General features: G+C 69.2%; 18 protein-coding genes. 4 read left to right on the top strand and 14 right to left on the bottom strand.

Going from position 1 to position 21,369, the window contains the following annotated elements:
• The first annotated feature begins 7 nt into the window (after positions 1-7).
• Complete coding sequence (locus EGM46_RS05395; RefSeq protein WP_125099138.1) at positions 8-763, top strand: GAP family protein; 756 nt, start codon at positions 8-10, stop codon at positions 761-763.
• Between the two features lie 46 nt (positions 764-809).
• Here EGM46_RS05395 and EGM46_RS05390 read toward each other — a convergent pair whose 3' ends face one another.
• From EGM46_RS05390 to EGM46_RS05360, 6 genes are all read right to left on the bottom strand, one after another.
• Positions 810-1,859 carry a hypothetical protein gene (locus EGM46_RS05390; RefSeq protein WP_125099137.1) on the bottom strand — a complete coding sequence of 350 codons (1,050 nt, stop codon included), beginning with the start codon at positions 1,857-1,859 and terminating at the stop codon, positions 810-812.
• A gap of 294 nt (positions 1,860-2,153) precedes the next feature.
• The gene (sucD, locus tag EGM46_RS05380; RefSeq protein WP_125099135.1) at positions 2,154-3,056 is read right to left on the bottom strand and encodes a succinate--CoA ligase subunit alpha; all 903 of its coding nucleotides are present in this window, start codon (positions 3,054-3,056) and stop codon (positions 2,154-2,156) included.
• Between the two features lie 34 nt (positions 3,057-3,090).
• Complete coding sequence (gene sucC, locus EGM46_RS05375) at positions 3,091-4,257, bottom strand: ADP-forming succinate--CoA ligase subunit beta (RefSeq protein ID WP_125099134.1); 1,167 nt, start codon at positions 4,255-4,257, stop codon at positions 3,091-3,093.
• A 118-nt stretch (positions 4,258-4,375) separates the two neighbouring features.
• Positions 4,376-5,434, bottom strand: coding sequence for a GGDEF domain-containing protein (locus EGM46_RS05370; protein WP_125099133.1), 1,059 nt, complete (start codon positions 5,432-5,434; stop codon positions 4,376-4,378).
• The gene (locus EGM46_RS05365; RefSeq protein WP_241156197.1) at positions 5,431-6,459 is read right to left on the bottom strand and encodes a GGDEF domain-containing protein; all 1,029 of its coding nucleotides are present in this window, start codon (positions 6,457-6,459) and stop codon (positions 5,431-5,433) included. Before EGM46_RS05365 ends, EGM46_RS05370 begins: the two co-directional genes overlap by 4 nt.
• Before the next feature lie 252 nt (positions 6,460-6,711).
• Complete coding sequence (locus tag EGM46_RS05360) at positions 6,712-9,309, bottom strand: ATP-dependent helicase (protein ID WP_125099131.1); 2,598 nt, start codon at positions 9,307-9,309, stop codon at positions 6,712-6,714.
• An 89-nt stretch (positions 9,310-9,398) separates the two neighbouring features.
• Between EGM46_RS05360 and EGM46_RS05355 the strand changes: the two genes are divergently transcribed.
• Positions 9,399-10,403, top strand: a complete 1,005-nt coding sequence (locus EGM46_RS05355) for an asparaginase (protein WP_241156196.1) — start codon at positions 9,399-9,401, stop codon at positions 10,401-10,403.
• Here EGM46_RS05355 and EGM46_RS05350 read toward each other — a convergent pair.
• The gene (locus tag EGM46_RS05350) at positions 10,400-11,440 is read right to left on the bottom strand and encodes a glycerophosphodiester phosphodiesterase family protein (RefSeq protein WP_125099130.1); all 1,041 of its coding nucleotides are present in this window, start codon (positions 11,438-11,440) and stop codon (positions 10,400-10,402) included. The genes EGM46_RS05355 and EGM46_RS05350 overlap by 4 nt on opposite strands.
• A 136-nt stretch (positions 11,441-11,576) precedes the next feature.
• Between EGM46_RS05350 and EGM46_RS05345 the strand changes: the two genes are divergently transcribed.
• Together EGM46_RS05345 and EGM46_RS05340 are read left to right on the top strand one after the other, a co-directional pair.
• Positions 11,577-12,416, top strand: coding sequence for a Bax inhibitor-1/YccA family protein (locus EGM46_RS05345; RefSeq protein ID WP_125099129.1), 840 nt, complete (start codon positions 11,577-11,579; stop codon positions 12,414-12,416).
• Positions 12,417-12,709: 293 nt separating this feature from the next.
• Positions 12,710-13,069: an iron chaperone gene (locus tag EGM46_RS05340; RefSeq protein WP_125099128.1), complete on the top strand. Its 360-nt coding sequence runs from the start codon at positions 12,710-12,712 to the stop codon at positions 13,067-13,069.
• Between the two features lie 250 nt (positions 13,070-13,319).
• On the opposite strand, the gene EGM46_RS05335 is transcribed toward EGM46_RS05340, so the two are convergent.
• The 7 genes from EGM46_RS05335 to EGM46_RS05305 all read right to left on the bottom strand — a co-directional run bounded on the left by EGM46_RS05335 (position 13,320) and on the right by EGM46_RS05305 (position 21,355).
• Complete coding sequence (locus tag EGM46_RS05335) at positions 13,320-14,468, bottom strand: aminotransferase class V-fold PLP-dependent enzyme (RefSeq protein ID WP_125099127.1); 1,149 nt, start codon at positions 14,466-14,468, stop codon at positions 13,320-13,322.
• A gap of 29 nt (positions 14,469-14,497) precedes the next feature.
• The gene (locus EGM46_RS05330; RefSeq protein WP_125099126.1) at positions 14,498-16,030 is read right to left on the bottom strand and encodes a Na+/H+ antiporter NhaC family protein; all 1,533 of its coding nucleotides are present in this window, start codon (positions 16,028-16,030) and stop codon (positions 14,498-14,500) included.
• Between the two features lie 183 nt (positions 16,031-16,213).
• The gene (locus tag EGM46_RS05325; protein ID WP_125099125.1) at positions 16,214-16,753 is read right to left on the bottom strand and encodes a helix-turn-helix domain-containing protein; all 540 of its coding nucleotides are present in this window, start codon (positions 16,751-16,753) and stop codon (positions 16,214-16,216) included.
• 301 nt (positions 16,754-17,054) lie between these two features.
• Positions 17,055-18,647, bottom strand: coding sequence for a glutamine-hydrolyzing GMP synthase (gene guaA / locus EGM46_RS05320; protein WP_125099124.1), 1,593 nt, complete (start codon positions 18,645-18,647; stop codon positions 17,055-17,057).
• 126 nt (positions 18,648-18,773) lie between these two features.
• On the bottom strand, positions 18,774-19,259 hold the full coding sequence (locus EGM46_RS05315) for a DUF3817 domain-containing protein (RefSeq protein WP_125099123.1): 486 nt from the start codon (positions 19,257-19,259) through the stop codon (positions 18,774-18,776).
• Between the two features lie 10 nt (positions 19,260-19,269).
• Positions 19,270-20,166: an SURF1 family cytochrome oxidase biogenesis protein gene (locus tag EGM46_RS05310; protein ID WP_241156194.1), complete on the bottom strand. Its 897-nt coding sequence runs from the start codon at positions 20,164-20,166 to the stop codon at positions 19,270-19,272.
• Positions 20,167-20,233: 67 nt separating this feature from the next.
• Positions 20,234-21,355, bottom strand: coding sequence for a GuaB3 family IMP dehydrogenase-related protein (locus EGM46_RS05305; RefSeq protein ID WP_125099122.1), 1,122 nt, complete (start codon positions 21,353-21,355; stop codon positions 20,234-20,236).
• Positions 21,356-21,369: the final 14 nt, after the last annotated feature.

Below are 21,369 nucleotides of genomic sequence, written 5' to 3'. Positions count from 1 at the left end.
TCGACACATGGACATTCTGGACACCGTTCCCCTCCCCGGCGCCCTCGCCGTGCTCGCCCTCGTCGACGGGCTCAGCGTCGGCACCCTCCTCATCCCGCTCTTCTTCCTGGTCGCCCCCGGCCGCCTCCGCGCCAGCCGCATCCTCACCTACCTCGGCACCATCACCGCGTTCTACCTCGCGGTCGGGGTGCTCTTCATGCTCGGACTCGTGAACATCATCGACGCGGCGAGCGGCTTCCTCGCGAGCCGCCCGGGCCAGTGGCTCGTGCTGTTCGTCGGCGGCGGGCTTTTCGCCGCCGGCCTGCTCGTGTGGGCGGCCGACTCCCGCCGCGCGCGGCTCGCGAAGGCCGGCACCCCGCTGCCCGAGGGCGGCAGGATCCTGCGCTGGCGCGCGCGGGTGCTCGACGATCGCGCGGGCGGCGGCGCCGTGATGGCGGTCGCGATCGCCGCGGGCGTCATCGAGCTCGCCGGCATGCTGCCGTACCTCGTCGGGATGACCATGCTCGCGGACGCGCCGCTCACCATGCCGGTGCGCATCGGGTACCTCGCCGGGTACTGCCTGATGATGATCCTGCCAGCGCTCGTGCTCCTCGCCGCGCGAGTGATCGCGGCGCCGCTCGTCGCTGGCCCGCTCGAGCGCCTCACCGCGTGGTTTCAGCGCACCGGTTCGGAGACCACGTCGTGGGTGCTGTGCATTCTCGGGGTCCTGATCGCGCGCGGGGCCGCGCAGAGCCTCAACCTCGGGCTGCCGTTCCTCGGATGAGGCGGGGTGGGCTCGTGGGGGCCCAGCCGAGCGTGGCCGCCGCCCGCTACGCCCAGGCCGCTGCGACCGCGCGGTGCGCCGCGAAGAGCGGCACCGTCGTCCCTTCCGGCGCGCGACCGAAACCGCACTCCGTTGCGACCCCGAAGTCGCGGGCGACGTGCTCCCTCGCGGCAGCGATCCGGCGCTCCGCCCCCTCGGCACCGTCCTCGCGGTGCACGAGCCCGAGGTACAGCTCGGTCTCGGCGGCGAGCGCGAGCTCAGCGAGCGGCGCGAAGTAGGCGGCGTCGTCGCGCTCGATCGGCACGGGAAGGTGCAGCCAGCTGAGATCCCGCGCCGTCTGCTCACGCACCAGGTTCGCGAAGCGCACGAGATTGGCTGCGTCGCCCGGCTCGACGAAGTGCTGCTCGGCGACGTCGCCGTAGCAGAGGTGCACGCCAACCTCGACGTCGGCGGGGACCCGGTCGATCTGGCGGGCGAGGCGCGAGGACGTCTCCTGCCACACGTCGCCGAACCACTCGTGCGGAATGCCGCGGGTGCTCACGCCCTCCAGGATCGCGAATTCGAGCGCCGCGTCCCACTGGATCGCGAGGCGCTCGTGCGGGATCGCGGCGAGGATCTCGGCGAGCTCCGCGGCGAGGGCCGCCTCGTAGACGGGCTCGAACTCGGCGCGGTTGGCGGGGTGCACGAAGCTGCCCACCACGCCGAGCGGGGTCGGCAGCGACACCTGGAATCGGGTCGATTCGGGGATCACGCCCTCCGCCTGCAGCCGCGAGAACACGGCGTAGGAGGCGAGCGCCGCCTCCGCGTAGCCGAGCGGGGCGAGCTCCAGTTCGGCGGCACGCACCCCCTCGGCGAGCTGCACGGGGCGCGCGTCGAGCGTGCGGAGCAGGATCGGGGTGTCCCCCACCCGCTCGATCCCCGGGGTCTGGCCCAGCCGGTCCGCCTGGAACACGATCCAGTGGAAGCGCTCCCCCACCTCGCCGTCGGGGATCCGCTTCAGGTGGCCACCCAGCTCGGCGGCCGCCGTGCGCATCGTGGTCTCGGCGTCATCGAAGTTGATGCTGCCAACGAGGTGTGCTCCCTGCGGCTGAGTCATGGCGTGTGCGCTCCTTGAACGTCCAGTTGTCCGGTGGCCACCGCGTCTCGGAGCCTCACTCAGTATCGCGCACCACCTCGCAGGGCCGCGGCTGGATTGCGTCGCGTGACACCCGCCCGCACACACGAATCGGGGTCACTCAGGCAGGGTGTTGTGTGCCGCGGTGACGCGACACCTTGCCTGAGTGACCCCGATTCGAGGAGCCCCGGGAGCCCCGGGAGCGCCGGGAGCGCCGGGAGCCCCAGGAGCCAGGGGGCTCGGGAGCCAGGGGGCTCGGGAGCCAGGGGCCCCGGGCTACAGCGCGGCGAACGCCTCGCGCAGCAGCTCGGCGGTCTCGGTGGGCGTCTTGCCCACCTTCACGCCAGCGGCCTCGAGGGCCTCCTTCTTCGCCTGAGCGGTGCCGGCCGAGCCGGAGACGATCGCGCCGGCGTGGCCCATCGTCTTCCCCTCGGGCGCGGTGAAGCCCGCGACGTAGCCGACGACCGGCTTCGTCACGTTCGCCTTGATGAACTCGGCCGCGCGCTCCTCAGCGTCGCCACCGATCTCACCGATCATGACGATGGCCTTCGTCTCGGGATCGTTCTCGAACGCCTCGAGCGCATCGATGTGCGTCGTGCCGATGACGGGGTCGCCGCCGATCCCGATCGCGGTCGAGAACCCGAGATCGCGCAGCTCGTACATCATCTGGTAGGTGAGCGTGCCCGACTTCGACACGAGGCCGATCGGGCCCTTGCCGGTGATCGTGGCGGGAGTGATGCCAGCGAGCGCCTCGCCCGGCGTGATGATGCCGGGGCAGTTCGGACCGATGATGCGGGTCTTGCCGCCCGTCGCCTTCGCGTGCGCCCAGAGCTCGGCAGAGTCCTTGACGGGCACGCCCTCGGTGATGATGACGAGCAGGCCAATGCCGGCGTCAATCGCCTCGATCGCCGCGTCCTTCGTGAAGGCCGGGGGCACGAACGCGACCGACACGTCTGCGCCGGTCGCGGCCATCGCCTCGGCGACCGTCGCGAAGACGGGCAGCTCGACCGTTGCGCCAGCCGCGTCGACGTGCGACACCGTGGTGCCGGCCTTGCGCGCGTTCACGCCACCGACGACCTGAGTGCCGGCCGCGAGCATGCGCGCCGTGTGCTTCGTGCCCTCGCCGCCCGTGATGCCCTGGACGATGACCTTGGAATCCTTGTTCAGGAAGATCGACATTCTGTTGCTTCTTTCCGTGAGTCTCGGCGTCGGGTTATCGAGCGTTGGCGAGTTCGGCCGCCTTGTCGGCGCCCTCGTCCATCGTCGCGGCCTGGGTGACGAGCGGGTGCGCCGCCTCGTTCAGGATCCGGCGCCCCTCCTCGACGTTGTTGCCGTCGAGGCGCACCACGAGCGGCTTGTTCGCCGCGTCGCCGAGCTTCGCGAGCGCACCAACGATGCCGTTGGCCACCGCGTCGCAGGCCGTGATGCCGCCGAACACGTTCACGAACACGGACTTGACCTGCGGATCCCCGAGGATCACGTCGAGGCCGGCCGCCATGACCTCGGCGGAAGCGCCGCCACCGATGTCGAGGAAGTTCGCGGGCTTCACGCCGCCGTGGTTCTCGCCGGCGTATGCGACGACGTCGAGCGTCGACATCACGAGCCCAGCGCCGTTGCCGATCACGCCGACCTCGCCGTCGAGCTTCACGTAGTTGAGATCCTGCGCCTTGGCCTTCGCCTCGAGCGGATCCTCGGCGCCCTTGTCGGCGAGCGCATCGTGCTTCGGCTGACGGAACTCAGCGTTCTCGTCCAGCGAGACCTTCCCGTCGAGCGCGATGATGTCACCGGCGCCCGTGAGCACGAGCGGGTTGACCTCGACGAGCGTCGCGTCCTCGCCGACGTACACCTGGTATAGCTTCTCGAAGACCGCCGCGACCTTCGCGACGAGCTCCTCGGGGAACTTCGCGGCACGCGCGATCTCCTCGGCCTTCGCCGCGTCAATGCCCGTCAGCGGGTTGACCTCGATGCGCGCGAGCGCCTCGGGCTTCTCCACAGCGAGCACCTCGATCTCCATGCCGCCCTCAACGGAGCAGAGGGAGAGGTAGGAGCGGTTCGCGCGGTCGAGCAGCACGGAGAAGTAGAACTCCTGCGCAATGTCGGCGCCAGCGGCGACCATCACGCGCTTGACCACGTGGCCCTTGATGTCCAGCCCGAGGATTGCCTCGGCAGCTGCGTACGCCTCATCGGCGTTCTTGGCGACCTTCACGCCGCCGGCCTTCCCACGGCCGCCCACCTTCACCTGAGCCTTGACGACAACAACGCCGCCAATCTTCTCAGCGGCGGCGCGCGCCTCTTCCGGGGTGTCGGCAACGATGCCGGCAAGCACCGGCACTCCGTATTCCTCGAAGATGTCTCGTGCCTGGTACTCGTACAGATCCACGTACTGTCCTTTGGTTGGTGTCTAGGGACGCGAGGCAGAAAATGTCTCGATGTCGAGATAAGTCGACCAGGCCCGAGTCTAGCACTGCGACAGGCCAGAACCCTCCGCCGCCACCCAGTTAGCGCTCGCCCCGCCTGCGGCCCACCTTCGCCCGGTACAGCTCGGCGTCGGCGCGCTCAATCGCCGCGTCGAGGTCCTCGGTTGCGCCTGCCGTCACCACGCCGTGCGACCAACCATGTCCCGCGTTCTGCCGCAGCTTCTCAAGCAGCGCGGTCGCGTCACCGGCGCTCGCGCGGAGCACGAGCACGAACTCGTCACCCCCGAGCCGCGCGACGATCCCGCCGCGGCGGCCCGAGATTCCGCGCATGCCAACGGCCTGGATCCAGCGCTCCGCGTTCTCGCGCAGGGCGTCGTCGCCCGCGACATGCCCGCCAACCTCGTTGACCAGGCGGAAGTCGTCAAAGTCGATCAGCACCACAGCGGTCGGCTCGCCGGCCTGCCTCGCGCGCTGGCGGAGCTCCGCCGCCGCCTGGAGCAGCCCGCGGCGATTCAGCGCACCGGTGAGCGGGTCGGTGAACGCCTGCACGTGCCCCTGCCGCCGCACCGCGCGCGCCCCCTCGAAGCAGAACAGCGCGATGAACACGGAGTACGCAACCATGATCGTCGGCGAGCCGAGCCCGTTCCCAAAGTCAGCGTTCCAGACGAGCGACGAGCCGACGCGCAGGATGCTCAGGCCCATGAAGAAGCGCGCGACCACGCCCGAGTAGAACCAGCCGACGTAGAGCGCGATGACGGGCAGCTCGAGCAGCGCGTTGAGTTCCGTGTGCGGATGAGCGATAGCGATCAGGAAGAGCGTCGACCAGACTTCCATGAGCGCGACCATGCAGATGCCCGCCCACCGCGGGTAGCGGTGGCCACAGGCGAGCGGCACGATCCCGGCGACGAGGTACACCGCGAGCCAAGTAAGCACCGAGCTCCGGTTCAACCCGGGGTGCGGGAAGATCAGGTCGGAGAGGAACACCAGCGCGAGCAGCAGCGGGACGAGCGCGCTCACGATGGAGAACGGGGTCTGCCAGCGCACGAAACGCTCCCAGAGCGCCTGCGCGGCGAGGCGCACGCGCTCGACCCGGGCGGCCGCACCGGCGCTCGACGTCGGGGACTTCGCTGCGTCGCTCATGTGGGATCCCCGCCCTCCGGCTGCGGCGCGGCTGGCTGAGCCTCGGCACTCTGCTGTTCGGCACTCTGCTGTTCGGCACTCTGCTGTTCGGCACGCCGCGCCTCGGCGGCCCACGCCGCGTCGCGCGCGCGACGCACACGCTTCCACGCGAAGAGTTGCGCGTCGGCCCGCGCCAGCAGTTCGTCTGCGCTCTCGCCGGGCAGCGCCTGCGCGATGCCCCACGACCAGGGGTGCTCCGACACCGCGCGCAGCCGGTCGACGATCGCCTGCGCCTCGCGGGAGGTCGCGCGGGGCAGGATGAGCGCGAACTCGTCGCCGCCGAGCCGGGTCACCGAGTCACCTGAGCGGACCTCGTCGTTCCAGGCCGTCACGGTTCGACTGAGCACAAGGTCCCCTGCCGCGTGCCCTCGCGTGTCATTCAGCTCCTTGAAGTGATCGAAATCGACCACCACGAGGGAGAGCGGCGCGCGCGAGAAGGATCGGCGTCGCAGCTCGTACGCGAGACGCTCACCGAAACCGCTGCGGTTGCGCGCCCCGGTCAGCGGGTCGGTCGACGCGATGCGCACCTGCCGGCGCCAGAGGTAGGTGCCGGAGGCGTAGCAGAAGAGCATCACGAGAAGCGCATGCACCGCGACGGGCACGCCGATCGCCCCGTCCGGCGCGAAGAGCGGGTTTCCCGCCATCACCACGCTGAACACGAGCACGCTGAGCGCGATGAGCAGCATCGCGAGGCGCGGGCGCACGAACCAGCCGAGGTAGAACGCGACGACCGGGAGCTGCTGCGCCGAGGCGATCACCGACGCCGAGTCGTCAGCGAGCCCCAGGAAGTAGGCCTGCGCGAGGAGGAAGAGCAGCACCGCTGCGGTGCCCACCCAGCGCGGCATGCGGCGCCCGCGCACGAGCGTGATGAGTGCCCCGGTCAGGCAAAGCACGAGCAGTAGCCACACGAACCAGCGATTGTCCATCGTTGGGTGGAAGACGAGGTCGACGACGAGCGTCAGGCTCAGGATCAGCGCCGCGAACATCAGGTATGCGGAGTGGGCGTCCTGACGCCTCAGAAATGGTCGCAGATCGGCCATTCCTCCTCCCCTCGCGCACGCCAAATTGCGCAAGTCGCGCATTTCCCCACAGGTAGCGTACACACATTGCCTTGGTTTCCCCAGAGTTTTCTCTGTGTTCGCTGTTTCTCACGCGCTGCGGCTCCTGTGCCCGGCTGCTTCAGTGCCCCGCGTCTCCAGTGCCTCGATCCCCCCGCGCCCCGCTACCCCGGCGCCCCGCTACTCGAGCTTGGAGATGGGGGCGAGCTTCACGAGCAGCTTGCGCTCCCCCACGGAATCGAACACGACGTGCGCGATCCGCTTCGTTCCAGCCCCGGTCACCCCGGTCACGCGGCCCTCACCGTAGTCGTCGTGGCGGATCCGATCCCCGGTCGCGAGTTCCAGGTCGCCGTTGTCGCGCGCGCTCGCGCCGATCGTGTTCGGGAAGCCGCCGCCCGCGGCCTGCGCGGCCTTCGCCGCGCGCTTCCGCTCACGCCACTGCTCAAGCGCCGACTGCATGTTGCCGCTCGCCGGCTCGGACACCGCAGCCGCCCCCGACCCGCCGCGGCCGCCGGAACCCGCCCCGAACGACACCGCGGACTCGCTATTTCGGCTCGACCACGAGCGCGAGCCGCTCGCGCCCGGCCGCGACGGCGCGTTCAGCGCACGCGATGCGGTGCCGCCTCGGCTCGTCACCTCGCCGGGCGACTGCCGCCAGTCGATGAGCCCCTCTGGAATCTCCTGCAGGAAGCGGGACGGCATCGCGACGGAAACGTCGCCGAAGGTGGCGCGCGTCGACGCGAGAGTGAGGAAGAGGCGTTCGCGCGCGCGGGTGATGCCGACGTACATGAGGCGGCGCTCCTCGTTCACCCCGCCGACCTCGTCGACGGACATCTGGTGCGGGATCAGCCCCTCCTCGACGCCGGTGAGGAACACCGCGCGGTACTCCAGCCCCTTCGCCGTGTGCATGGTCATGAGCGAGACCGTGCCACTCGTGTCGTCGAGATCGTCTGCGGCGGCGACGAGACTCACCTCCGTGAGAAACGCCAGCAGGCCGGCGCCCGGCTGCTTGACGTCGAACTCGCGCGCCACCGCGACCAGCTCCTCAAGGTTCTCCGCACGCGCGTCGTCCTGCGGGTCGCGGCGCGCGCGGAGCTTTTCGACCATCTCGGTCTCGTCGAGGATGAGCTTCAGCAGATCGCCCACCGGAGCTGGAGCTTTCTCCTCCGCGTCCGCGTCCGGCGCCGCCGCAACGTCGGTCGCCCCGCCTCCGGCGGCCATCCGCGACGCGCGCGTGAGCAGTTCGGCGAGCTGCCGCACCGTGCCGCGCAGCTTCGGCCCGATCTGCGGGACCTCGTCGACGCGAAGCATGGCCTCGTGCAGCGAGACTCCCTGCGCCTCCTGGAAGTTGGCGAGGTGCGCCTCGGCCATCGGCCCGATACCGCGCTTCGGCGCCCCGAGCAGGCGCGACCAGGCGATCGGATCGTACGGGTTCGCGATGCTCGTCAGGTACGCCATGGCGTCCTTCACCTCGGCGCGCTCATAGAACTTCGTTCCGCCGAGCACCCGGTACGGGATCGCCGAGCGGATCAGGAGTTCCTCGAGCGCACGGGTCTGCGAGTTCGTGCGGTAGAACACCGCGATGTCGTTGTACGCGAAGCCGTCGCGGTGGAGATCCTCGATCTCCTCGGCAACGAAGCGCGCCTCGTCGTGCTGCGAGTACCCGGTGAACCCGACAATCTTCGCGCCGTCGCCCTCGGACGTCCAGAGGTTCTTCTCCTGGCGATCGAAGTTGTTGCCGATCACGGCGTTCGCCGCGGACAGAATGTTCTGCGTCGAACGGTAGTTCTGCTCCAGCTTCACGACCTCGGCGCCGGCGAAATCGCGCTCGAACTCCACGATGTTTCGGATGTCCGCGCCGCGGAACGCGTAGATCGACTGATCGGAGTCGCCGACCACGGTGAGGCTCGCCCCCGCGATCCTGCCGTCAGCGTCCAGCTCCCGCTCGCGCACCGGCGGCACGAGCCGCTCCACCTGCTCGCTCGGGATCGGGCGCGTGAGCTCACGGATCAGCGAGTACTGCGCGTGATTGGTGTCCTGGTACTCGTCAACCAGGATGTGCCGGAATCGGCGCTGGTACACCGCGGCGACGTCGGGGTGCGCGCGGAACAGGTGCACGGTCTGACCGATGAGGTCGTCAAAGTCGAACGCGTTCGCACGGCGCAGCTCCGCCTCGTACATCCGGAAAATCTCGACGAACAGGCGATCGCGCGGATCGCTCTCGTTCATCGTCGCCGCGTAGCCGCTCGCGTCGGTGAGCTCGTTCTTCAGCCGCGAGATCTTCGAGCCGGAGTTCGCCGGCGTGAAACCGTAGCTGTCGGCGTCGAGCTCCTTGATGATGCGCTTCAGGAGCGCACGCGAGTCCGCCGAGTCGTAGATCGTGAACCCGGAGACGTAGCCGAAGCGCTCGGCCTCGCGCCGCAGGATGCGCACGCACGCCGAGTGGAAGGTGGAGATCCACATCCCCTCGGCCGCGTCGCCCAGCAGGCCGCCGATGCGCTCGCGCATCTCGGCTGCCGCCTTGTTCGTGAACGTGATCGCGAGGATCTGACTCGGCCAGGCCTCCCGCTCACGAATGAGGTGCGCGATGCGGTGGGTGAGCACCCGCGTCTTGCCGGAGCCAGCGCCGGCAACGATGAGGAGCGCTGGCCCGCGCGCGATCACCGCGCGCTCCTGCGCAGGGTTCAGCCCGTCGAGCAGCGGGTCGACCCCGCCAGCGCCCGCGGAGAACGCGCCGCCTGCTGGGGCACCGGGATCCAGAAGTTCGAAGTCGCTCATGGTGTGCTCCAGTCTAGGCGGCACCCCTGACACTCGCGCCGCCACCCCCACCGCCGACACCGCCACCCGGGATCGGCCACAATAGAGGGATGTCAGTTTCCCCCTCCGGCGCTCCGTCCGTGCTCGTCTTCGCGACGGGCGGCACGATTGGCATGCGCGAGACCGAGCACGGCCTCGCCCCCGATCCCGATTTCCCCGAGGTGCTCGAGCAGCTCGTCGCCGGGATCTGCGGACCGCTCGGGATCAGCGCGCGGATCAACCACCTCCTCCCCCCGATCGACAGCGCCAACGCCGACGCCGAAACCGCCCCCAAGATCGCGCGCGCCATCCGCGCACGCGTGCGCACCCACCGGCCGCGCGGCGTCGTCATCACGCACGGCACGGACACCCTCGCGTACACGGCCGCGCGGCTCGCCTTCGAGCTCGGCGACCTCGGCGTCCCCGTCGTGGTGACCGGCAGTCAGCTCGCGCACGGCGCGCCGGGCACCGACGCCCGCGCGAACCTCTCGCTCGCGATCAGGGCCGCGGTGAAGGCCGCGCCGGGATCCCCCGTCACCGTCGCGTTCGGCGGCGCGCTCCTCCCTGCCGTGCGCACGACGAAGCACGACAGCCGCGCGCTCACCGCGTTCCGCGCCGAGGCGCCGCTCGCGGGCCAGCCGCACGGGCTGCCCTCGCTCACCGCCCAGGAGCACGCGGGCCTCGCCAGGGTCCTCACCCTCCGCTTCGTGCCAGGCATCACCGTCGCCGACGTGCACGCCGCGGTCGGCGGCCGCCCCGACGCGCTCGTGCTGGAGTGCTACGGCAGCGGCAACGGCCCCATGGCACGCCCCGGCATGACCGCGGCCCTGCGGGAGATCAGCGCGGAGATCCCGATCGTCGCGATCTCGCAGTGCGCGACGGGCGGCGTCGACTTCTCACGCTACGCGGTCGGGCAGGAGCTCGCGGGCTCCGGGGTCATCGACGGCACCGATCTGACCCTCGAGACGGCGCTCGCGAAGCTCGGGTACCTGCTCGACTGCGGCGTGCGCGGCGCGGACCTCCGCGCGCTCATGGAGCGGAACCTCGTCGGCGAGTGCGCGGGCGTCGCGCGCTAGCCGCGATCCCGATCTGCTTGGTTCGCCTCGAGCAGCGCCACCGCGAGGTCCGGATGGTCGAGGAACAGTCCATCGACCCCTGACGCGATGATCAGCGCAAACTCGCTCTGCCAGTCGCCCCACTCCGCGCCGCGCAGTGAGCTCTGGTGCTTCACGTTGAGGTAGCGGTTCTCGGGCCGAAGCGTCCAGGTGTAGACGCGGAGCCCGCGCGCGTGCGCGCGCTGCACGAGGTCCGTCGGGCCGGTCGCACGCCCGAGCGCGTTCACCCGAATCAGGTTGCTCTTCGCCACGCTGATCCCGTCGACGCGCTGCGCGAGAAAATCCAGCCCGGGATCGCTCCGATACCAGGCGTAGCTCCGCGCGGCGCGGCCGGGACGCGGCTCGTCGGGCGGCGATCCGAATCGCTCCGTGAGGAACACGAGCGTGCCGTCCACCCTGGCGCGGCTGAGCTGCTCAAGGACGCCGAGCTCGAACGACTCGATCACGAGCCGTTCCGGCTTCGCATCCCAGCCAGTCTCCGCGAGTTCCTGCAGCAGCAGCGCCCCGATATCGTGCCCGATCCCGGCAAGGAAGTGCGCGTGCTTGATCTCGATCACGGCGCCGAGCGGGCGGCCGCGCGCGGCGCTCTCCGCGTCGACAATAGCGAGCACATCACGCAGGCGCAGGATCGGCTCGGCCCCGTCGTAGTCACGGTTGTCCGGCCGCACCTTCGCGAGTCGCTCGCGGCAGCGGAGCGTCGCGAGCTCCGCCCACGTGAAGTCCTCGACGAACCAGCCGGTGTGCTTCTTCCCGTCGACCACCTTCGTGGTGCGGCGCGAGGCGAACTCCGGGCGGGTGGCCACGTCGGTCGTGCCCGAGATCTCGTTCTCGTGCCGCACGACGAGCACCCCATCGCGAGACACCACGATGTCGGGCTCCACCGCGTCGGCGCCCAGCTCAAACGCGAGGCGGTACGCCGAGGCGCTGTGCTCCGGACGGTAGCCGGGAGCACCACGGTGGCCGATGATGAGCGGCCCGCCGACCGCGCGCGATGACATGCCTCAAGCGTAGGGCACCGGTGCTGGCGTCGGCGGCGGGTACGCCCTGCACGAACAGTGAAAAATCCCAGCCGTTCCAAAGCCACGGTCACTAGGCTGGAGGCACTCGCATACGCCTGGAAAGGAATCCCGACGCATGAGCAACCCGGCTCTCAGCAACAACCCAGCACTGAACGGCAAGACCCTCAGCGCTGATGAGCTGCGCCGCATCTACGATCAGCCAGCTGCGCAGACGCAGCGGCCAGGCATCGATACCCCGGTCGAGGCCGGCTTCGGCGGTGAGCAGCCGCCCGTCATCGCCCCCTCGGATCAGCCGATGACCTACGAGAACACGATCTCCAAGACCGTGCTGCTCTTCCTCACCGTGCTCGCCTTCGGCGCCGTCGGCTGGTTCGTGCCCGTGCTCGCCCTGCCCGGCGCGATCGCCGGCCTCGTACTCGGCCTCGTGAACTCGTTCAAGAAGGAGCCGAGCGTTCCGCTGATCGTGCTCTACGCGGTGGCGCAGGGCCTCTTCCTCGGCGGTATCTCCGGCTACTTCGAGGCGCAGTGGCCCGGCATCGTGTCGCAGGCGGTGATCGGCACGCTCTCGGTGTTCGGCGTGACGCTGCTGCTCTTCCGCAGCGGCAAGGTGCGCACCAGCCCCCGCATGACGAAGATCGTGCTCATCGCGATGGTCGGCTACCTCGTGTTCTCGGTGATCAACCTGGTGCTCATGCTCACCGGCGTGACGCCCGGCATGTTCGGCGCGCGCAGCATCGAGGTCTTCGGTATGCCGCTCGGTGTGGTGATCGGCCTCCTCGCCGTGTTCCTCGCCGCGTACTCGCTCGTCATGGACTTCGAGCTCATCCAGAACGGCGTGCGCAACCGCGTCCCCGAGAAGTGGGCATGGTCGGCGGCCTTCGGCCTCATGGTCACGCTGATCTGGCTCTACGTCGAGATCCTGCGCCTGCTCGCGATCTTCCGCGGCAGCGACTAACCGCTCGGCGCGGTGCAGAGCGGGGGTCCGGCTTCGGCCGGGCCCCCGCTCTGTGTGTGCCCGGGCGCCGTGGCCTGCCGCGCGCTGCGCGCCTGCGTTCGCCGGCCTCGCTCCGCCCGCCCGCGCCCCGCACGACCAGCCCAGCCGGAGAAATCTGTTTTCTCGGAGCAGTTCGCGCAGTCCGCTCCGAGGTCCCAGATTTCTCCGGCTGGTTTGGTGGCCAGCACCTCGGGTGTGCCGGGGCAGGGCACCCGGGCAGTGCGCTTTCGGCGCGGCGGTGGCACACTACTTCCATGAGCACCGACGTCACCGAGTACATCGAGGGCCTGCCTGAGCCCGCACGCGGGCGCGTGTCAGCGCTCTACGAACGTGTGCGCACGCTCGTCCCTGACGCGATCGAAGGCCGCTCCTACGCGATGCCTGCCCTCATCTACCGGGGAAAGGGCCTGTTTTCTGCGATGGCAACGAAGAAGCACATCGGCGTATACCCGTTCGGCAACCTCGGCGATCTCGCTGACGCCGTGACAGCCGCCGGGTTGGAGAGCACCAAGGGCTCAATCCACCTTCGTGAGGGCGAAGATCTTGACGACGAACTACTCGCCAGATTCATCGCCCGCAGGGTCGCGCAGATCGAAGCGGGCGCGCGGGCCTAGGCCCCGCCGCTGCGCCGCGGCGCCGGGATCCTGGCGGAGAGTCACCCCAACTTTATTGGGGCTTGCGCCGCTTCGGGGCGGGAATACCGGATCAATCTCAAACAAAGATTGGGACCGGGACTGGAAAAGAGGTCGGGCCGGGAACGAGGCCACTCCGGGAAGGGAGCGGACCGGGTGAGCCGGAGTTCCGCTCGCGCGCGATAATGCTGGGGTGCACCCGTGGGTACACCCCAGCCCTGTTCCTCGGGAGCTACGCCGCCAGCGCGGCGAGCCCCTCGACGAGCCGATCGATGTCCTGCCCATTCGAGTAGGCGTGGAGCGAGAGGCGAAGCCGGCTGCCGCGCGGCGAGGTGCCGATCCGCCGCTCGGCGAGGCGCGCAGCGATGGCATCCGGTTCCTCCATGACGAGCGCAACCTGCGGCCCACGATGGGCGTGATCTGCGGGGAAGTCGATCTCGTACCCCAGGGAGGTCAGCTCATCCGCGAGCCGGTCGCGCAACTCGACGACGTGCGCCCAGGCCTCCCCCGCATCGATCTGCGCGAGCATCTCGAATCCTGCGACGCCAGCGTACGCGGAGGGAATCGGGTGGGTCCCGAGTTCGAAGCGACGTGCGTTGTCCGGGTAGTCGACCCCTGCCGCGTCAAACGCGAAGGGATTGACTCGCCCGAACCAGCCGGTGAGGCTGGCCGGCCGCTCGACGCCCACACAGTCGCGCACGTAGAGCATCGCGATCCCGGGAAGCCCCAGCATGTACTTCAGGTTTCCCGTCACCAGGAAATCGCAGTCGAGCGTCTGGGCGGAGAACGGGAGCACGCCCGCTGCTTGGTATGCATCGACAAACACGAGCGCGCCAACCGAGTGCGCGTGCTCGGTGATCCGCTCAATCTCGGGCCGTGTGCCGTTGATGTAACTCACGAGCGGGATCGACACCAGCTTCGTGCGCTCGTCAATGAGTGGGATCCATGAATCGGCGTGGAGCGCCGCCTGAATGCCAGCGACATTCACCACATCGATATCGGCGTGCTGCGCCCGCCAGACGTTTCCGACGGAGGGAAACTCCAGGTCGGAGGTCACCAGGCGGTTCCGCGGCGTCGACCAGTCGAGAGAGGACACGACCTGGAAGGCGGCTTCCGATGCGCAAGAGAGCACCGCGACGTTGTCGCTCGCAACGCCAAGGAATCGGCCGGCGTGTGCGCGATACTCCTCAACCTTGCCCACCCAGGCACCCCATGGGGCCTGCGCGTCGATGAGGGTCGCCGTCATGCGCTGCATGGTGTGGGCGAGGTGATCGGAGAGCGCGCCCTGGCTGCAACTTGCGAAGTGCGGTGCGTCGTCGAGAACGGGGAACGCCTTCCGGAACTGTTCGGGGGTGAGCGGAGCACTGGGTGAAACAAGCATCTGAGTTCTTTCCTATGGATGAGTCGGGACTACAACGAGACGGGGTCGGCAACCGGGCGAGGCGCAGGGACGTCCACTCCTGACGCTGGATCGGCGGTTCCTTCGAGAATCACCGCGTTCGCCGGATCCTTCTCGACCGCGCCATCGCGCCCCTCGTATCGGCGTCCCCAGCCGGTGAGCACTGCGAACAGGATGACAAGGGTGAGCACGAGCGGGTAGAACGCACCCGTGAAGATCGACATGGGGTCAAGCGCGGGTGCGTCGCCCTGATCCACGGTCAGCAGGCTCGCGATAAAGAGGAAGGAACTCACCACGGGAACCACACTGCCGAGCCCAAGCGCGAAGCAGTCCATGACGTTCGCTCGCCGGTACGGGTGCAACCCAACCTGCGCGCCGATTCGGTCTGCGATCGGGCCGAACACCAGCATCGACGGGCCGTTGACGCCGGCGAAAAGCGTGGTGGTCATGAGGATCCCGGCGCCGATCGCGAGTTCAGCGCGACGGGGCGTCGTGACCCAACCGCTCGACACCACGGCGTCGACCAAACGATCCAGCACGCCGGCGCTCTCGAGCACGCCCAGCATTGCGAAGATGCCCACGTTCAGGCCGATGATGGGCAGGATGTTGGCGACTCCGCCGACCAGGAAGCCGGTGATCGCGTCGCCCTCGACGCCGATGATTCCCGACGGTTCGAGCACTCCGCTCACCAGGCCGACGACGATCCCGGATGCCAACCCTGCGGTGACCGCCTTGAAAATGTTGCGAGTGACGATGGCAGTGCCAAGGAGCACGACGACCGCAATCAGCATCCAGAGCCCCTGCGCGGAGAAGTCTCCCGCGGAAACGTTCGACACGGCTGCGCTTCCCGGTGACACCAACGTGCCGATCCCCAGGAAGAGGAGGAACGCGATGGTCGCGGCGGTCAGTGAGTAGCGGAGACGGCTCCCGACGACGCCGGGGATCTCGGCGGTGCCCTCCTTGGTGCGGTAGCGCTGCGTCGTCGACGAGATCACCGTGGAGTCCGAGATCGGGGCGAGGTTGTCCCCGAAGAGCGCGCCCGAGAGAATCGCGCCGGCAAGCAGCACCGGATCGGCGCCGAGCACCACTCCGGCGGGGTAGAAGATCGGGAAGGCTGTGAACATCGTCCCGAGCGAGGACGCCGTGGCCATGGCGATCGCGCACACCGCAGCAAACGCGATGGCGATGAACAGTCCCCCGTGCACGCCGAGCGAGAGCGAGAGCCAGATGAAGCCCTGCGAGATCCCGGTCGACTTGATCAGGGAGGAGGTGAGGCCAATGGCGAAGAGCAACAGGATCAGCGTGACGGAGGTCTTGGAGGACACGCCGCGGACCACTGCCTCCCAGAAGGATTCGTATCCGCGAGCGAACGGCGCTGCGATGAAGAGCCCTGCGAGCGCCGCAGCGGTGAGCGCGTTCATGTCGAATGCGCGGAACACGACGAAGAACACGATCGTCGATACGACGAACACGATCGGTGCGATGAACGCGCCGAACAACCCAATTCTGAATACGAGGGGCGCGTGCGCCCGGTCCTGGCTCATAGGTCACCTTTGATCTAAGTGGACTCCCGGCGACTGCTGCCGCACGGGTGTGCATCAGTGCACGCGAGCCAGTTTACTCAAACTAAAGCAGATTTCAATTCCATTGAATTTCATGCGCGCAGGGAACCCAATCCCGGACACGCGCAGGGAGAGGCGTATCGAAGCTCACCGGCTCCCCCAGTGTCAGTAGCTCGGCGGGGTCACGGAGATCGTGAAGTGCACGGGCCGATCGGTTCGGTTCAGGAACCGATGCGGGGAAACCGAGGCAAACGTGGCGCTGTCGCCCTCCGAAAGATCGAATAGCTCGCCATCCACCTCGACCGTCAGCACTCCAGCAGACACGAGCACGCATTCTTCGCTCGGGGGATGCGACCACGGCTCGTCGCTCGACACGGCCCCCGGCTCGAGCACTCCGGCGAGGACCTCGAGCTGGCCACTGCCCGGCGATACGCGAGAGTACGACAGTCCACCATGCGGCGACTTGATGATCATGCGATCATCGTGCCGGACGATGCGTACCGTAGCGTCGGTCCGCTCGGCGAACAGGTCGAACAGCGGAGTTCCGAGGGCTCTCGCGATCCGGCGGAGCGTCTTCAAGCTCGGATCGGTCTTGCCGTGCTCGATCTGGCTCACCTGCGCTGGCGAAAGCTCAGAGGCCTTGGCAAGCTGCTGGGCGGTCATGCCCAGCTCTTGCCGGCGACTGCGTATTCTCTCCCCAAGCACGGAGCTATTCTGACACACCCAGCACGGGCTGGCGCTCCTGGCGGTTCGGCCCTACCCGTGATTTTGTTGGAGTTTGCGCCGCGCTGGGTCTGGGATAGCGGGGCAAACTCTCACAAAGTGTGGGTAACGAGCGCGGGGCGGGTGAGCAGAAGAGCGGGCTGGCAGAGGGGGCGGGGCCGGCCCAGCCCCTCCAATCGCCGAAGCGCCGGGCCGCACCCACTGAGGTGCAGCCCGGCGCTTCCGGATCAGGCGAACGCGGGGCGGCCGGCAGCACCGGCCCAGCCAGCGCCCGCCCAGACGCCTACTCCCACTCGATGGTCCCCGGCGGCTTCGACGTCACGTCGAGCACCACGCGGTTGACCTCGGGCACCTGGTTGGTGATCTTGTTCGAGATGCGGGCGAGCACGTCGTAGGGCACGCGCGTCCAGTCGGCCGTCATCGCGTCCTCGGAGGACACGGGACGCAGCACGATGGGGTGCCCGTAGGTGCGGCCATCGCCCTGCACGCCGACGGAGCGCACATCGGCGAGCAGCACGACGGGGCACTGCCAGATCTCCTGGTCGAGGCCGGCGGCGGTCAGCTCGGCGCGCGCGATCGCGTCGGCCTCGCGGAGCGTCTCAAGCCGGTCGCGGGTGACCTCGCCGACAATACGGATGCCGAGGCCGGGGCCGGGGAACGGCTGGCGGCCGACGATCGCCTCGGGGATCCCGAGCTCGCGGCCGATGGCGCGCACCTCGTCCTTGAAGAGGGCGCGCAGCGGCTCGATGAGCTCGAAATCGAGGTCCTCGGGCAGGCCACCGACGTTGTGGTGGCTCTTGATGTTCGCGGTGCCCGATCCCCCGCCCGACTCGACGACGTCGGGGTAGAGCGTACCCTGCACGAGGAACTTGATCGGCTCGCCCTCGGCCTTGGCTTCGGCGACCAGGTCGAGCTGCACCTTCTCGAACGCGCGAATGAACTCGCGGCCGATGATCTTGCGCTTCTCCTCGGGGTCGGTGACGCCGGCGAGGTGGCCGAGGAAGATGTCCTCCGCCTCGACCGTGATGAGGCGCACGCCGGTCGAGGCGACGTAGTCGCGCTCCACCTGCTCACGCTCGCCCTTGCGGAGCAGGCCGTGGTCGACGAACACTGCGGTGAGCTGGTCACCGATCGCCTTGTGCACGAGCGCGGTGGAGACCGCGGAGTCCACGCCGCCGGACAGTGCCGAGATGACGCGCGCGTTACCGACCTGCTCGCGGATGCGCGCCACCTGCTCGGCGATCACGTTGCCGGCGTTCCAGTCGGCGGGGATCTCCGCGACATGGTGCAGGAAGTTCTCGAGGATGCGCTGGCCGTGGTCCGAGTGCTTCACCTCGGGGTGCCACTGCACGCCGTACAGCTTGCGCTCGGCCGAGCCGAACGCGGCGACCGGGGTCACCGCGGTCTTCGCGAGCACGTCGAAGCCGGCCGGCGCGCTCTGCACGGCGTCGCCGTGGCTCATCCACACGTTCTGCGTGTCGGGCTGGCCGCCGAGGATCGCCCCGCCGTCGCCCACCACGGTGGCCTCGGTTGCGCCGTACTCGCGGTCGCCGGTGTTGCCGACGGTGCCGCCGAGGGCGCGCGCCATGACCTGGAAGCCGTAGCAGATCCCGAGCACGGGGATCCCGAGCTCGAAGATCGCGTCGTCGAAGGCGGGCGCACCCTCCTCGTAGACGGAGGAGGGACCGCCGGAGAGCACGATGCCGAGGGGCTGCTTGGCCGCGACCTCGGCCGCGGTCACGGTGTGCGGAACGAGCTCGGAGTACACCCCGGCCTCGCGCACGCGGCGGGCGATCAGCTGCGCGTACTGCGCGCCGAAATCGACCACGAGGACGGGCCGGTGCCCGGTGTCCGTCTGTTCTTCCTGAGTCGCCATATTCGAGTGCTTGGGCCTTTCAGCTGTGAGGAGGGAGGTAAGGGAAGATTCTACCGCCTGAGCGGGGGCGGCGCGGCCAGCTCGGGATCGGGGCCGTGCGGGCATCGCCGCTGCGCGGTGCGCGGGCTAGGCCGTGGCCGATCCCGCACTGGTGTCTGCGGCGTCGGCCGCAGCCCGGCCGGCTCCAACGCGGTTGAGGAAACCGTTCACCTCGCGCACGATGCGCGCCTCGAGGAAGAACGACATGAACGGGATCACGCCGCCGAGCGCGATGAGCAGGAACTTGCCGAAGTGCCACCGCATCGGGCTCCACAGCATGAAGTCGGAGACGAGGTACACCACGTAGAACCAGCCGTGCGCGATGAGGATCGCCTTGAACAGGTCGAAGCCCTGCGGCACGAAGTCGCTGTCGACGCCCTCGGGCGCGAGCGGCACGAACTCGGCGACCGCGTCGGGGGTGAAGAGGAACAGCTGCACCTGGAACGCGTACTTCATCACCATCACCGCGACGAGCAGCAGCAGCATGACGCCCGTGATCACCGAGGTGACCTTGTAGAAGCTCAGTGCCTTGCGAATCCGCGGGTAGTCGGCGGGCTTCGGCTGGAGTTTCATGGTGTCCATTCTATTCGGGGCGGGAATCTGCGAGCGCTCGATCGGGATCGCTGCCGGGCTCGGGATCGTGGCCGCCCGCAGCGGCGAGGGCCTGGAGTTCGTGTTCCTTCTCCCACGCGTCGCGCGTGAGCCGGAACCAGAAGAACACGGCGAAGCCGGCGAACACGACCCACTCGATCGCGTAGAACACGTTGAGCCAGTTCACCTTCTCGGCGGGAAGCGGGGGCACCGAGTCGACGACTTCGAGGTCGGCGCTCGCGAGCAGCGCGCCGACGTCGCCGGTCTCGTGCAGCACGAGGAAGCCGGAGTAGACGGGGGCGTCGACGTCGGCCCACACGTTGGCGAAGTGCGCCGGGATCATCGTGGGCATCGCCTGCGGGTCGTCGCTCGGCTTCGGCACCTGCGGCCCCTCGGGCGGCATGTAGCGGCCCTCCAGCTCGCGCTCGGCGGCGAAGCCCTCGGCCCCTTCGAGCTGCGGGATCGCGGCCTCGGCGGCGGCGGCGCTCGGCGCCCACCCGATCGCGACGGCGAGGTGCGCGCGCTCGGGATCCTCCGTGACGAGGTGCCCCACCACCCACGCACCGTCGGCGCCGTCGTTCTGGCGCGGCGCGACCACGCGCGAGTCGCCAGGCACGAACGCGCCGGACACGTCGACGACGACGCCGGCGGCGTCCTCGGTGACGCCCTTGGCGAGGTCACTCACGTCGGCGAGCGCGCGCGGGGATTCGGTGTCGATCAGCTCGGGATCGTCGCTGCGCACCGCGATGCTCATCTGCCACTGGCCGAGCCACGCGAATCCCCCGGCCACCGCGAGCGCGAACAGCAGCGCGAGGATCCACAGCGGTCGGCGCATCACCTGTCCGAGGGTGGGTTCCCCCAGGTACTCGGGCTTCGACGGTGTCGACACGGGAGGTGTTCTCGATTCTCAGTTGTGGTGGCTGGGTGCGCGCCGCGGCGACGGCGCGCACCTCGGATTAGCGCTCCGCGTACACGAGACCGACGCGCTGGAACTCCTTGAGCTCCGAGTAGCCGGTCGTCGCCATCGCGCGGCGCAGCGCGCCGACGAGGTTCGCGCTGCCGTCGGCGACGTTGGCCGGGCCGTTCAGGATCTCGCTCAGCGGCGCCACCTGCTCGACGGCGACGCGGCGGCCGCGCGGCAGGTCCTCGTGGTGCGCCTCCTGGCCCCAGTGCCAGCCGCGGCCGGGGGCGTCGGTCGCTTTTGCGAGCGCGCCGCCGAGCATCACGGCGTCGGCCCCGCACGCGACGGCCTTGATCATGTCGCCCGAGCTGCCGAGGCCGCCGTCGGCGATCACGTGCACGTAGCGGCCGCCCGACTCGTCGAGGTAGTCCATGCGCGCGCCGGCGACGTCGGCGATCGCGGAGGCCATGGGTGCGCGGATGCCGAGCGTCACGCGGGTCGTGGAGGACGCGCCGCCGCCGAAGCCGACGAGCACGCCGGCCGCGCCGGTGCGCATGAGGTGGAGCGCGGTCTGGTAGGTCGCGGCGCCGCCGACGATGACGGGCACGTCGAGCTCGTAGATGAACTGCTTCAGGTTGAGGGGCTCGCGGCCCTCGCGGGCGACGTGCTCGGCCGAGACCGTGTTGCCGCGGATCACGAAGAGATCGACGCCGGCCTTCACGACCGTGTCGGTGAACTCGGCGGTGCGGTGCGGCGACAGCGCGCCGGCAACGGTGACGCCGGCCTCGCGGATCTGGCCGAGGCGATCCCGGATCAGCTCGGGCAGGATCGGGGCGGCGTACAGCTCGCGCATGCGGTGCACGGCCTCGACGCTGTCGGTGATGCCGGCGAGTTCCGCGAGCAGCGGCTCGGGGTTCTCGTGGCGCGTCCAGAGGCCCTCGAGGTTCAGCACGCCGAGGCCGCCGAGCTTGCCGAGCGCGATCGCGGACTCCGGCGACATGACCGAGTCCATCGGGGCGCCGAGCACCGGAATATCGAACTGGAATGCGTCGATCGACCAGGAGGTCGAGACGAGCTCGGGGTCGCGGGTGCGCCGCGTCGGCACCACCCCGATCTCGTCGAAGGTGTACACGCGACGTGCGCGCTTGCCGCGGCCGATCTCGATCTCGTTGCTCACCCGCCTAGTCTATC

The organism is Leucobacter chromiireducens (assembly GCF_003917135.1).
GTDB lineage: Bacteria > Actinomycetota > Actinomycetes > Actinomycetales > Microbacteriaceae > Leucobacter > Leucobacter chromiireducens_A.
Note: the sequence above shows the minus strand (reverse complement) of the source record. Positions and strands in the feature narration are given on the sequence as shown.